The following is a 13,200-nucleotide window of genomic DNA, read 5'->3' on the forward strand; positions in this document are numbered from 1 at the left end:
TCATTGCTCTCATCTGTCGTTTCCCCCTCTGGTGTGTCGCACGCTCTCCGGTGCAATCTCTGCGCAAACATTTTACTTAAGCCTTGGTCGCGCAAACCTGCTCAAGGCTCTTGAAGGCCATGGAATCGACTCGATTGCCGAACTTCACCACACCGACAACACCCTTCGCGTGGATCATGGGTGGGGCGGCTACGGCGCAGGAGCCGGAGCCAGTCTGGGCGATACGAACGGGATCCTGATTCCTGAGATTCAGTTCCAGACCAACGATGCGTGGCCCATCGTGCGGGGCACTGCCAGCGGCCGCGGCGCGCCCATTCTGCTGATGGACAAGTTTTCCAAAGGAATACTGTACGTGCTCACGGTCCCGGAGAATGCCAACGATCTGTACGCGCTGCCGCAACCCGTTCTCGCGCAGCTTCGCCAATACATCATGGCCGTGTTCCCTGTCTGCATCGACGCGCCCGCCAGAGTCAGCCTCCGCTTATGACAATGGCAGCTTTGTCGTCGAGTCGTCTGGACAACCCGGAAACCATAACGGTGTCAATCGAAGGCAGCGAGAAGCACTTGCGCAACGCCGCTACGGGAGAAGTGCTGGAGGGCAAGGTGGCGCCCTCGCGATTCGTCGCGCGCCGCAGCGCACCCGGTTCACCTTCACCCTGCAGCCGCACAGCTTCTTCGCGTTCAGCACCGAATAGTAACGCGACTCATCCGTGGCCAACCCTTGCGCTTACTTTCCGGCGCAAGGATTGAAGCACGAAACCGCTAATTCCCCGCCTTCTCCGGCACCCGGACGGCCGTCATCTCCAAACCCATCAGGTTTAGAAGCGCGTGGTTCACGCCGCCTTTTTCGTCGGCCACAAAGTGCACCAGCGTGGGCGAATCATTGCAGTAGAACTCCGTGTCCGATACCGCCACCAGCCCATAAGGATTCGGCTGTCCGGCCGTGTACACATACAGCTTCCCGTTGCGCAGCGTAATTTGCAGTGTCATCGGCCCCAATTGGAAGTTCCCCACGTAGCGGGCCAGCGTCTCCGTCTTTGGGTGTGCTATGGGCTGCGCCACCGGCATCTTGTAAGGCGCGCCGAACAGGATCGCCTGCACATCGCGCGTAACCGCTATCTGGTTGGCCGTCTCGAAGTTCCACATCTCAATCACCACCAGGTCATCCTCGGTGTAGCGATTGAACTGCGATACGAATCCGTTCACCCACCCGCCATGCCCCATGTACTTGTGGCCGAAAACGCTGCCGGTCATGGTTCCGTACCCGTAGTCGGCCTCAAGGGGAAACGGCGGAGGCGCGGTCCAGTGGCCATAGGCTTTCCCCGCCTTCTCCATGATCGCCTTGCTGAACAGTGTGCCCGCCTTCATCGCCCGATCGAAGCGGTACATGTCATCCAGCGTCGACTGAAGTCCTCCCGCTGGAGAAAAGTCCGGCTGGGACCGGGGAGCGTTGATTACGTCCTCCCCGTCCCATCTGTAACCGGACGCGCGATGTGGCACCAGATCGCTGGCATGATCCATGGACGTGTGCGTCATCCCCGCGGGCTTCAGAATGTTCGCGGTGATGTATTCCTCATAGGTCTTTCCGCTCACCTTCTCGATCACCAGCCCAAGGAGCGCATAACCCGAGTTGCTGTAGCGAAACGCCGCTCCCGGCTCATTGACAAGCGGTTTGTCGGCGTAGTCCTTGATCGCCTTCTCCACACGCTGCGGGTCGGCCAGATCGTCATACATGTTCGACTTGGTGAAGTCCGGAATCCCGGATTTGTGGCACAGCAGGTGGTGAATCGTGATCGCGCTCCACGCTGCCGGCATCTCCGGCACATACTTCGACACCGGATCGTTCACACTGAGCTTGCCCTTCTCCTCAAGCTGCAGAACGCCGTACGCGGTAAACATCTTTGTGATCGACCCGATACGGAACACGGTCTCCGGCGTGTTCGGCACGTTCAGCTCGTAGTTGGCCATGCCATAGCCCTTGCGCAGCAGAACTTTGTCGCCTTTAGCAATCAGCACCGCCCCCGCGAACCGCCCCTGGTCGGCCCACGCGGTCAGATACTGATCGGCCTTCGCCGCGACGTCATTTGCCGCAACCGTTCTGGAAGACCCATTTTGCGCCCTACCACCAGCCAGCAGCGCCAGCCCCACACACCCCACCGCAGCAACACGAATCGATGAATGCATCTCGCCCCTTCCGTCAGCGCGTCACGCCGAGCGTTCACGCCATACTTATGGCATGCTATTACGCCAGACGGAGCGGAAGAGTTCCTATCCACCTATATTTGTTATAGTTACGTGATTCAGATCACAACGGGCACGACAAGTCCACCAACACCGTTGTCGTCCCTCAAGCAAAAAAGCCCAGCTGCCAAGCCAGGCTCTTCGTCTTTCAATCTTTGTTCTCTGTCCGGTTCCCAGCCCTTACGCGTTGGCCGTCATCAGCTTGCGCAGCCATCGTTGCGCCGGCTTTTCGACAAAATGGAGCGCCACAAGCGACATGAGGATCAGGATCACGTAGCTGATCCAAGGGTCCATCCACGCCAAGCCGAGGTGATCAAGCACGTGCGTGTCGTGAATCAGGTTCCAGAAGTTGAAATGCAGAAGGTAGAGGCAATAGCTCGCCTCGCCCACAAACACCAGCGGGCGAAGGCCCAACGCGGCGGCGAGCGGGTTGCGCCCGGAAAGGCCCAGGATGATGCAGCCGAAAAGCGGCATCAGCAGTCCGTCGTGAATGAGTGCATAAGGGATTCTGCCGCCCAGCCACAGCAGAAAGAATGTGATCCCGAATCCGCCCACGCCCAGCCAGAAGCGCAGGTGTCCTTCGCGCGGAATCAGCTCATCGAGTTCCGCCAGAACCACGCCGAAGATGAAGCTGGCCAGGTGCGGCAGGGGCGTAAACTTCAGTACCTGCAGCCACTGGCCTGTCGAGAAGCGGTCCGGATGAGGAATGCCGTCAGGGTTGAAGATGACATACAGCGTGCCGGGGATCAGCCCACAGAACCAGATCACGGCGAGCCGCCGCAGAACCGGCCCCATGGTTGCCGGTCGCCTCCACCGCGCCAGAAAGGGAAACAGCACGTAATAGGAAGACTCGGCCGACATGGTCCACGCCGGCGTATTCAGAAATGTCGCAATTTCGGGAATCCAGCCCTGCGTCAGCAAAGGGCTCAGCACCATGCCGGCCCAGAACATTGCATGCGAGTGAGAGGCGTACTCCTGCGGCACCATGCGCCACGCCATCAGCAGACTGAGCAAATAGATGGGGTAAAGGCGGGTGAATCGCGCCTTGTAAAACCGCCACGTATCCAGTTGGTCTGCGCGGGCCCGCTGGCCGTAGTTATATCCGAGCACGAAACCGGACAGGAGGATGAAGTAGCTTACCGAGGCGTACCCGGCGTTCACCACGGGCGCGAAGATTCCGAACCACTGAGGATTGGAGAAGTGGAAGAAGACGATGTTGACGGCCGCGAAGCTGCGCAGGCCGGTCAACGCGTTCAGCCGGTCTGGCTTGCGTGTCTCCACCACTTGCTTAGACGGCGCGGCCGAGGCTGGCGATGCGGGCAGGATGGTGTTGACTCTCTTGACGTAGGATGGGCGGCCCAATCGGGCCGCCCGCAATCGTTGACATGAGCCCAGTTACCCATGTCCGTCTGTCCCTGTGTTCCCTGCTTCTAAGCTGTAACCAGCGAGCCCACTTTTTCTCCCATGACCACGCGCTTGATGTTCCCGGGCTGGTTCATGTTGAAGATGATCATGGGCAGGTTGTTGTCTTTGCAGAGGCTCACGGCGGTCAGGTCCATCACCTTGAGGCCCTGCTTGAGGATGTCCATGTAGGTGATCTCGTCGTACTTCACCGCGTCCACCACCAACTTGGGATCGGCATTATAGACACCCTCGACCTTGGTGCCTTTCAGCAGCACGTCGGCCTTGATCTCCATGGCACGCAGGCTTGCGGCGGTATCGGTGGAGAAGAACGGATTGCCGATGCCGGCCGCGAAGACCACCACGCGCCCCTTCTCGAGGTGCCGCACGGCGCGCCGGCGGATATAGGGCTCGGCAATCTGGTTCATGAACACGGCGGTCATTACGCGGCATTGCACGTCGCGCTGCTCGAGGGCATCCTGCAGGGCTATGGCATTGATGATGGTGGAGAGCATGCCCATATTGTCGGCGCTCACGCGATCCATTTCGCGGGCCTGTTCGGCTACACCCCGGAAGATGTTTCCGCCACCAACTACCAGAGCGATCTCGACGCCGAGGGAATGCACGTCGGCAATCTCGGCGGCCGTCTCGGCGACCTTTTCCGCGTCCAGCCCGAACCCTCGCGAACCCGCCAGTGCCTCACCGGAAAGCTTAAGAACAATGCGTTTATACATGGCTTTTTCGAGTATACCGGAGGCCGCGATGATCGGCGGATGAGTGATTACAGTCAGCGAGGCATGACACGAGGAATCGTCATTTCGAGCCCCCTGCGGTGCTCGGCGCGGCCGAGTTCTACGATTCCGGCTCCTCTTTGGACCAGGATCAGCGCGCTCATGCAGCCGGCTCTGCGGCACTCGCATATCTCGGACATTGGCGTGTCGTTCCAATCTAACCGCCGAATAACATCACTCGATTTTCGTGGGATCGCTGGCTCTGGAATTCGTGAGCAGCAACAGGCACGGGCCGCTCTGAAGAGCGGCCCGTGCTGGTTTTTAGTGCTTTCCGGTGACTTTACGCGGGACTGGGCGAGCCTTCGGGGAAGCCCGATCCGCCGCGCGTTTCCGGCTTGAGCACCGTCTGTCCACTGCCGCCGCCGTCGCCGGGAGCCGCCAATGAGCTGCGCATGGGAGGCAGTTCCTTGCCTTCGATCAGCAGTCTCACCTCTTCTGCATCGATGGTCTCGCGCTCCAGCAATGCCGCGGAAAGACGATGCATCGCGTCTTTGTGGGTGTCGATCAGCGTGTAGGCCGACTGGTATGCCTCATCGATGTAGCGGCGGACTTCGAGATCGATTTGCCGCGCCGTCTCTTCCGAGAAGTCGCGGTGCTGCGCGATCTCGCGGCCCAGGAAGATCTGCTCTTCCTTCTTGCCGAAGGTCAGGGGTCCCAGACGGCTCATGCCGTATTCGCACACCATGCGCCGAGCGAGGTCGGTGGCCACTTCAATGTCGGAGCCCGCGCCGGTTGACATCTGGTTGAGGAAGATCTCCTCCGCCACACGTCCGCCGTAAGCTGTTGCGAGCCGCGTTTCGAGGTAGTCGCGGGTGTAGTTGTGCCGGTCGTCCGGCAGGTAGACCGTGACGCCGAGAGCCATGCCACGAGGAATGATCGTCACCTTGTGGATGGGGTCGGAGTGATCGCGCAAGAACGATACCAAGGCGTGGCCGGCCTCGTGATAGGCGGTCACCCGCTTCTCTTCGTCGGTCAGCAGCATGGACTTGCGCTCCGCGCCCATGAGGACTTTATCCTTCGCTGTTTCGAAGTCGAACATGGTGACCTGCTTGCGATTGAGCCGAGCGCCGTTGAGCGCCGCCTCGTTCACCATGTTGGCCAGATCTGCGCCGCTGAAGCCCGGTGTCCCGCGCGCCAGCACGTTCAGATTCACATCGTCCGACAGGGGAACCTTCTTGACGTGGACGCGGAGCACTTCCTCGCGGCCGCGCACATCGGGAAGGCCGACGACCACGCGGCGATCGAAACGGCCGGGGCGGAGCAGGGCCGGATCGAGCACGTCAGGGCGGTTGGTGGCGGCGACCAGGATGACGCCGTCGTTGGATTCAAAGCCGTCCATCTCGACGAGCAACTGGTTGAGGGTTTGCTCGCGCTCATCGTGTCCACCGCCAAGGCCAGCGCCACGATGGCGGCCGACCGCGTCGATTTCGTCGATGAAGATGATGCAGGGGGCATTCTTCTTGCCTTGCTCGAAGAGGTCGCGCACGCGGCTTGCGCCGACGCCGACGAACATCTCGACAAAGTCTGAACCGGAGATGGAGAAGAACGGCACGTTGGCCTCGCCGGCCACGGCACGGGCCAGCAGGGTCTTGCCGGTTCCGGGAGGTCCGACGAGCAGGACACCCTTGGGGATTCGTCCGCCGAGCTTCTGGAACTTCTGCGGCTCGCGCAGGTATTCGATGATCTCCTTCAGCTCTTCCTTGGCTTCATCCACGCCGGCCACATCTTTGAACGTGACCTTTTTCTGCTGCATGGAGAGCAGACGCGCGCGGCTTTTGCCGAAGCTGAGGGCCTTGTTGCCGCCGCTCTGCATCTGCCGCAGCATGAAGAACCAGATGGCGCCGATCAACACGAACGGGCCTACGTTGAAGAGGATGGGAAGGAGCAGATTGCTCTGCGGCTCTTTAATGGTGGTGGACACCTTGTTGGTGCGCAGTTCCTTGGCGACGCTGTCCACGAGGCCAGAAGCGATCTGGGTGTGGAACTCGTCTTTAGCGCCCTTAAGGTGGCCATGCAGATCAGTGCCCTGGATGACCACGTCCTGCACCTGGCCGGCGTCGATCTTGTCCATCAGATCGGAGTAGCCGATCTCGGCGGTCTTGCCCATGCTGGTGCTCTTTGACACCACTGCCCACAACATCATCAGGCAGACCAGGATAAAGACCCAGAACAGGATTGTTTTTACGGTTGAATTCACCAGGACTCCTCTTTTCGCGGCGGGGAGAATCCGCTCAAAATACTACTCCAGCCGCCTACTTCTTCTACTTAAGACGCGTTTGCTCTCTCCGAGGTCACAGAATGTTCGTGGCCCGAAAGGAGACAGTTCACCTGCCCGCCCGGATGAGCAGTATAAGGAATTGTACTCCGTGCATTGGCAAACGTGTACACACCCGCCGATTGAGTCCGCATGCTGCGATAACACTTCCGGGGCATTCCCGGTCAGGAGCTGGGCGGCGGCTCGACCGGGGAGACCGTAATCCGTACAGCCGGGTCCGGCTCGACGGCAACTCCCTGCATCCAGACGATGCGGCCGTTCAGCTCCAGAACCGGCCAGCGGGTCCGCTCCTGGCCGGAGATCTTCATTCGTTCCAGGACTTCCTTTACCTTGCGCGGCCCGCTGGAGTGTCGCAGGTGGATGCGGTCGCCGGCCCTCCAGGTGCGCAGAAGGGCGGATGGCGGGGGGCCGGCGGAAGGCTGCTGGGCGGCTTCGATCCTGACGCGCAGGCCGAAGCCTTCGGCCTCGCCGGGAAGAGCGATCTCGATGATGTCCGGTGCGGCCGTGGGCTGGGCACGGGCTGCTTCAATCGAGAGCCGGAGTTCGCGATGGCTCCGCTCGGCCCGCAACCCGCCGGCCAGCTCGCATTTTTGCCCGGCGCGCCCGGCAAGCGCCAGGTCACGAAGCTTTTCAGTTGCGGGAAAGTCCGCGCCGGCGCCGAGACGATCGATGGCGTAGCGGAGGAGGCGGCGCTGCAGGGCGGGGTCAAGCGCTGCGAGTTTCGAGACGTCGAGAGCCAAGCCCGCGGACGCGGCCCGGCCACCGCCGCGCACCGGGCGGCCGGTGAGCAGAATTTCCGGCGCGACGCGGCCCACCTCGGCCTGCCACCAGCTTTCTTCGTCGCGGGCCAGTTCAGCCATTTGGGCAAGGTGCTCCTTTAATTTAGGATTCCACCCTTCGAGTGTGGGCAGCAGCTCATGCCTGATCCGATTTCGGGTGAAGGTGAGGTGGCGGTTCGACGAGTCTTCGCGCCAGGACTGGCTTAAGTCTTTTAAATACGCCTCGATCTGCGGGCGGGTGGTTTGCAGAAGGGGACGAATCACCTGGCCTTCGGGGAACCGCACCAGGGGGTGAATGCCCGCGATGCCTTCGGTCCAGGCGCCGCGGAGGATTTTGGCGAGGACAGTTTCGGCCTGGTCGTCGAGGGTGTGGGCGGTGGCTACGGCATCGAGGGGCAGTTCTCGCATGAGGTCGCGGAACCAGGCATAGCGGAGCCGGCGGGCGGCTTCTTCCAGGGTTTCGGCTGGCTTGCCGGGGAACCTGGCGGCTTCTGCGGCGACGTCGACGTGCCGGGTGAGGAATGGCAGGGCGAGGGTGGTGGCGAGATCGCGTACGAATGCGAGGTCGGCGTCGGCCTCCGCGCCGCGCAGGCCGTGGTGCAGATGGGCGACGTGCAGGACCAGGCCGAGGCCGGCGGCGCCAGAGTGGAGAGCGCGGAGCAGGGCGACGGAGTCAGCGCCGCCGGAGACACCGAGGGCAAGGCGCAGGCCGGGGCGGAGCTGGGAGAGATCGAGGGACAGTGTGGATGCGCCGTTCACCTCAGAGCATGATAGGAGGTTTGGCGCGGGATGGAAGCCGGTGTGTGTACCAAGCAGCAAGTACTCTCATTTATGTTACTTTTGAACTATCTTTGGTAACATGCCTGGAAAAGCGAAGATCTAAAGAAGATGGACCGGATGAGTCCTCAATTTAAGCTATTGATTTTAATGATTAAGTGCCTAAAACTTGTCAAGCCCCTCTGTGGAAAAATATTTGTCGAAATTGTTAATTTTCTGATTAACATGCGCGCAGATTTTGGATTTGCGCGCCAGGTGCACACCTGCTCCAGAGGCAGAGATGCATTGCTATTGTGCAGGCAAGGTTTGGATTCGGCAGTGATGGCGGTCACGGGCGAAGCAAGCCAAGCCCTTTTGGCACGACTTTAAAACAGGCTACGGAGAGACTCCAACGGGTGCTCTTCAGCATGGGGAGGGGCTAAGCCCAAGCCTCTTGTTTTGAGCAGCCTGGTCGGCACGACTGAAGTCGTGCTCCGTTACAAAGCTTATGCTCTTCGGGCACCGGACCTATGCTCTGTGGAGTTCGGTTGCGGAGCGCCACGCCTCCTTGAACGGTGCCGAATGCCTGCATCCTCGTGTTCTTGGTCTCTCGGTCCCTTGTTCCCTGCCGTTGTATACTCGCGAAGTTATGCAAGTCTTTGCGATTCTTCCCGCCGCGGGCCTGGGCACACGTATGGCCGGGCCGCAGCCCAAGCAGTTTCTGTCTCTTGGGGGAGTGCCGATCCTGATCCACTCCCTGCGTGCCTTTGCCTCGGTTCCTCGCATTACCGCGATTGTGGTGGCTGTCCGTAAGCCGGAAATGGAGCGCGTGCGGGCGCAGATTGCCGAGCACGGCTTTGAGGGACGGGTGCAGGTGGTGGAGGGCGGCGACTCGCGCCAGGAATCCGTGGCTCATGCCCTGGCGGCGATCGAGAGGGGCAGCGGGGCTGCTCCGGACGATATCGTTCTGGTTCATGACGCGGTGCGGCCGCTGATTGACGCGGCCACGATCGACCGCACGATTGATGCCGTTGCGCTGCACGGCGCGGCGATTGTGGGTATGCCGGCGGTGGACACGATCAAACAGGTGGAACGGACCGCCCATGGCGCGCTGATCACCAGCACGATTCCGCGGGAGTTCATTGTGCAGGCGCAGACGCCGCAGGGGTTCCGTTTCAAGCTGCTGCAGTCCGCGTTTGCGGAGGCGATGGCTGATGGGTTTGTGGGGACGGACGAGGCCTCGGTGGTGGAGCGTGCCGGCCACGCGGTTGCGGTGGTGCCGGGCTCAGCCGTTAATCTGAAGATTACGCAGCCTGGCGATCTGGAACTGGCGGAATTTTATCTGCAGCAGCAGCGCGCCCGCTGACGAACGCATCCCTGTTGCCCTGGCCGCCGATGGGCGCGAACAGAGACGGTGTGCGTGAAAAACCTCCATTTTGGCTCAATTTAGCATTATCTTGAACTGGAGACCATGAATACTCGCATCGGATTTGGCTACGACTCGCACGCTTTCGAAGCGGGAGTAACCCTGCGCATCGGGGGACTGACGATTGACCACCCTGAAGGCCTTGCCGGCCATTCCGATGGGGACGTGCTGCTGCACGCCGTGACCGATGCCCTGCTGGGCGCCGTGGCGGCCGGCGACATTGGGAGCTTTTTTCCGCCGGGTGATCCGCGCTGGAAGGATGCCGATTCCGCCATTTTCTTGAAGCTGGCACTGGAGGAGCTGGAACACGCCGGCTATCAGATTGTGAACATCGACACGACGCTGATTCTGGCGGCGCCGAAGATTGCCCCTATTGCCGGGGAAATGCGGGCGCGGGTAGCCGATCTGCTGGGCGTTGAGATGAGCCAGATAAGCATCAAGGCCAAGACGCCCGAGGGGCTGGGCCTGGACCACGTGGCACAGTGCCAGGCGGTGGCGCTGGTGGAGCGGGCGCTGGATGAGGACGACCTCAGGAGCATGTCGGCGGTGATTGAATCGCAACGGCAGCTCGAGGATGTGGTGGAGGACCTGCTCAGCCAGGTGCATGGTGTTCCGAAGAAGCGAACGATTGCGCCGATCTTCGATACGGAAGACATTACTTAAGGACAGGGAAAAAGGGAAAGAGGGAAAGAGGGAAAGAGGGAAAGAGGGACGGAGGGAAAAAGGGAAAGAGGGACGGAGGGACGGAGGGGGCAACGGACAGAGGTGGGGCTCTCAGATGCCCTTGGCGCTTGTAGCTTTGTGACTTTGTCACTCGTGCCCCGGTGCTTTGTCATCCGCCTCGCGGTTTTCCTGTTGCGCCGGTGGGCGCACTCCGGTAATTTGGCTGCGAGCTTTCATTTCATCCAGGAGTCCGCTCTACATGCCCGTTCTCGCGATGCTGCTTTTTCAATCCCAGGCCGACATTCAGCGCGCCCAGGCCATGCTGCCCGCCCTTTTCGCCGGTATGTTCCTATTGGGAATCGTCTTTCTGGCGCTGGTCATTATCCCGCTATGGTTCATCTGCAAGAAGTCGGGGCTGTCGCCCTGGCTGTCACTGATCGTGCTGTTTCCGGGATTCGGAACGCTGATCCTGCTTTATATTCTGGCCTTCTCGGACTGGAAGGTCGTCCCGGTGACGCAGATGACGTACGCACCGCCGGTACCGCCGCCTTATCCGCCGCAGGCGTAGGCAGCGGGGGGAGATTGTGCCGGGCCAGGCACGCACAACGGATTGCCTGTTGGGAATGACAGAAAGAAAAAGTAACGACGCATCGCAATGCGGCCCCCAGAGCTGGGGAGCGGACACAAAGATCTTTCACTACGGCTCAAGCAATGCTACGATTTCGCTGTCCCCTTTTATCTGCACAGCGGAGATTTGCCATGGGCTTGCTGCTCCAGCACCTTTATTTCGTCGTGTTCGTCGCGGTGCCATTTGTGCTGATGTTCTGGATGCTGCCGCTGTGGTTTATCTGCAAGAAGGCGGGATTCTCGCCGTGGCTCACATTGCTGAACTGCATGCCGTTCGGCAACGCGGTGCTGCTCTACCTGCTGGCGTTCGCGGAGTGGAAGCGCCATCCCATGTTCCAGACTGAGCCGGTTCCGCCGCCCGTCGCCGCGGCGCAGGCCGCACAACAGCCGAAGATTGTTCCTCGCCGCATTCAGCCCTGAGCTATTTCGTTTCCTGGTCCGGGCCGGTGTGGTCCATGACCATGGCTGCTGCGTTAGCATCGAAGAGGAAACTCTCTGACGATGCCTGAAGAAAACGCCTCTCCTGCTACGACTCCCCGCGTCCGCTTTGCTCCCAGCCCCACTGGTTTTCTGCACGTGGGAAGCGCGCGCACGTTCATCTTCAACTGGCTTTATGCGCGCCACAATCACGGGACCATAATCTTTCGCCTGGATGATACGGACGTGGAGCGCAACACGGAGGCCAGCGTGCAGTCGATCTTTGAGGGACTGCGCTGGCTGGGCCTGAACTGGGATGAGGAGTACAAGCAGTCTGAGCGGCTGGACCTGCACCGCCGGGCCGCGTGGGCCATCTTCGACAAGGGGCTGGCTTACCGGGACTTTGCGCCCGCGCACGCCGCCGAGGGCGAAGCGTCGTCGGCGCAAGGAGCATGGCTGTTCAATCCCGGGATGCGGGAGCTGGGGCGGGAAGAGTCTGACCGGCGCGCGGCGGCTGGGGAGCCGTTTGCGCTGCGTTACCGGGTGCCGCGAGGGGATGGGCGCGTGGTGCAGTTCGACGACGGCGTGTATGGGGCGATGAGCAAGGCCGCCGATGAGATTGAGGATTTTGCGCTGCTGCGCTCGGACGGGAACCCGACGTATCACCTTTCGTCGTGCGTGGATGACGGCGACCTGCGGATTACGCAGATCATTCGCGGGCAGGACCACCTGACCAACACCTTCAAGCACATCCTGATTTTTGAGGGCCTGGGGGCGGCGCCGCCTCAGTTTGCGCATCTGCCCCTGCTGGTGGCGCCGGACGGCGCGAAGCTGAGCAAGCGCAAGCATGGGGCGGTGGTGAGTGTGACGACCTATCGGGACGCCGGGTTTGTACCGGAGGCGTTCATCAACTTCCTGTGTCTGCTGGGCTGGTCGCCGAAGAACGATCTGGAGTTCATGCCCGTGGCGCAACTGGTCCAGCTCTTCACGCTGGAAGGCGTGAACCGCTCGAACGCGGTGGTGAACTTCTCAGAGGAGACGCCGTTCGATCCCAAGGCAGTTCATTTAAACGGCGAGCATTTGCGCGCGCTGGAGGTGGATGACCTGAGCGCGCGGCTGCAGCCTTTTCTTGAGCGAGCCGGCATGCAGGCTGCGCCTGAAAAGCTGCGTGAAGTGACGCCGCTGATTCGAGAGCGGATCAAGCTGATGGGCGAGGCTCCGGCGGCGGCGGATTTCTTTTTCGTGCAGGAGCTGGCGCCGTATGATGCGGCCGAGCTGATTCCGCCAAAGGGGGCGGATGCGGCGATGACGCTGCGGGTGCTGAAAACTGCCCAGGAAGTGCTGGCGGGGGTGGCGGAGTGGAATCACGGCTCGCTGGAGCACGCGATGCGCGATGCGGCGGCTGGGCTGGGGTTGAAGGCCGGGCCGATGTTTCAGCCGATCCGGGTGGCGGTGTGCGGGCGGAAGAATGCGCCGCCGTTGTTTGAGACGATGACGGTGCTGGGGCGGGATGTGTGTCTGGAGCGGATTGGGCGGGCGGAAGCGAAGCTTGGGGCGCTGGGGAGCCAGTCCGCGTAGATCCAGGTGTCGGTTGAGGCGGAGGAATGGTCAGCCGGCGGCCCTGATTCCGCCTACTGGACCGGGCGTTCGGATGGATGGCGCCTTTCGAGCGTGATTGACACTCCCGAAAGGGTTCCATAATCTGGTCCTACAGACCCAAATTTCTAACTTAAACGTGGAATGAGCCCCTGGTGTTCAAGAACCTGGTTTCCCGCCTCAGTGTCTCCCTGGTTTGCCTTGCCCTCCTCTCTAACGGTTTCAGAG

Annotated in this window: 11 protein-coding genes; 6 read left to right on the forward strand and 5 right to left on the reverse strand. The window is 61.1% G+C overall.

Annotation, left to right across the window (positions count from 1 at the left end; all coding sequences use genetic code 11):
- Positions 1-31: 31 nt before the first annotated feature.
- The gene (locus VGL22_RS07250) at positions 32-487 is read left to right on the forward strand and encodes a hypothetical protein (RefSeq protein WP_465266236.1); all 456 of its coding nucleotides are present in this window, start codon (positions 32-34) and stop codon (positions 485-487) included.
- Between the two features lie 275 nt (positions 488-762).
- Here the strand turns inward: VGL22_RS07250 and VGL22_RS07255 are convergent, their stop codons facing one another.
- The 5 genes from VGL22_RS07255 to tilS form a co-directional block, all read right to left on the reverse strand.
- Entirely contained in the window at positions 763-2,184 is a 1,422-nt protein-coding gene (locus VGL22_RS07255; RefSeq protein WP_465266237.1) for a serine hydrolase domain-containing protein, read from the reverse strand.
- A gap of 237 nt (positions 2,185-2,421) precedes the next feature.
- Positions 2,422-3,603 (reverse strand): acyltransferase family protein, encoded by a 1,182-nt coding sequence (locus tag VGL22_RS07260; RefSeq protein WP_465266238.1) that lies wholly within the window; start codon positions 3,601-3,603, stop codon positions 2,422-2,424.
- Between the two features lie 68 nt (positions 3,604-3,671).
- The gene (pyrH, locus tag VGL22_RS07265; protein WP_465266239.1) at positions 3,672-4,376 is read right to left on the reverse strand and encodes a UMP kinase; all 705 of its coding nucleotides are present in this window, start codon (positions 4,374-4,376) and stop codon (positions 3,672-3,674) included.
- Positions 4,377-4,713: 337 nt separating this feature from the next.
- Positions 4,714-6,630 (reverse strand): ATP-dependent zinc metalloprotease FtsH, encoded by a 1,917-nt coding sequence (ftsH, locus tag VGL22_RS07270; RefSeq protein ID WP_465266240.1) that lies wholly within the window; start codon positions 6,628-6,630, stop codon positions 4,714-4,716.
- Positions 6,631-6,872: 242 nt separating this feature from the next.
- Positions 6,873-8,306, reverse strand: coding sequence for a tRNA lysidine(34) synthetase TilS (gene tilS / locus VGL22_RS07275; protein WP_465266241.1), 1,434 nt, complete (start codon positions 8,304-8,306; stop codon positions 6,873-6,875).
- A gap of 586 nt (positions 8,307-8,892) precedes the next feature.
- Here tilS and ispD point away from each other — a divergent pair.
- The 5 genes from ispD (at position 8,893) to gltX (ending at position 12,954) form a co-directional block, all read left to right on the forward strand.
- A complete protein-coding gene (ispD, locus tag VGL22_RS07280; RefSeq protein WP_465266242.1) occupies positions 8,893-9,609 on the forward strand; it encodes a 2-C-methyl-D-erythritol 4-phosphate cytidylyltransferase in 717 nt (238 codons plus the stop codon).
- A gap of 105 nt (positions 9,610-9,714) precedes the next feature.
- On the forward strand, positions 9,715-10,332 hold the full coding sequence (gene ispF / locus VGL22_RS07285) for a 2-C-methyl-D-erythritol 2,4-cyclodiphosphate synthase (RefSeq protein ID WP_465266243.1): 618 nt from the start codon (positions 9,715-9,717) through the stop codon (positions 10,330-10,332).
- A 259-nt stretch (positions 10,333-10,591) separates the two neighbouring features.
- Positions 10,592-10,900: a hypothetical protein gene (locus VGL22_RS07290; protein WP_465266244.1), complete on the forward strand. Its 309-nt coding sequence runs from the start codon at positions 10,592-10,594 to the stop codon at positions 10,898-10,900.
- Positions 10,901-11,091: 191 nt separating this feature from the next.
- Positions 11,092-11,379 (forward strand): hypothetical protein, encoded by a 288-nt coding sequence (locus tag VGL22_RS07295; protein WP_465266245.1) that lies wholly within the window; start codon positions 11,092-11,094, stop codon positions 11,377-11,379.
- Positions 11,380-11,460: 81 nt separating this feature from the next.
- On the forward strand, positions 11,461-12,954 hold the full coding sequence (gene gltX, locus VGL22_RS07300; RefSeq protein WP_465266246.1) for a glutamate--tRNA ligase: 1,494 nt from the start codon (positions 11,461-11,463) through the stop codon (positions 12,952-12,954).
- The last annotated feature ends 246 nt before the right edge of the window (positions 12,955-13,200 follow it).

Origin of the sequence: Occallatibacter sp. (assembly GCF_036502485.1) — a bacterium.
Taxonomy (GTDB): domain Bacteria; phylum Acidobacteriota; class Terriglobia; order Terriglobales; family Acidobacteriaceae; genus Telmatobacter.

Excerpts from the sequence above, each read along its gene's own strand:
- ispF (WP_465266243.1), top strand. The coding sequence starts at position 9,715 with ATGAATACTCGCATCGGATTTGGCTACGACTCGCACGCTTTCGAAGCG.
- ispD (WP_465266242.1), top strand. The coding sequence starts at position 8,893 with ATGCAAGTCTTTGCGATTCTTCCCGCCGCGGGCCTGGGCACACGTATG.
- VGL22_RS07290 (WP_465266244.1), top strand. The coding sequence starts at position 10,592 with ATGCCCGTTCTCGCGATGCTGCTTTTTCAATCCCAGGCCGACATTCAG.
- pyrH (WP_465266239.1), bottom strand. The coding sequence starts at position 4,376 with ATGTATAAACGCATTGTTCTTAAGCTTTCCGGTGAGGCACTGGCGGGT.
- VGL22_RS07295 (WP_465266245.1), top strand. The coding sequence starts at position 11,092 with ATGGGCTTGCTGCTCCAGCACCTTTATTTCGTCGTGTTCGTCGCGGTG.
- gltX (WP_465266246.1), top strand. The coding sequence starts at position 11,461 with ATGCCTGAAGAAAACGCCTCTCCTGCTACGACTCCCCGCGTCCGCTTT.
- VGL22_RS07255 (WP_465266237.1), bottom strand. The coding sequence starts at position 2,184 with ATGCATTCATCGATTCGTGTTGCTGCGGTGGGGTGTGTGGGGCTGGCG.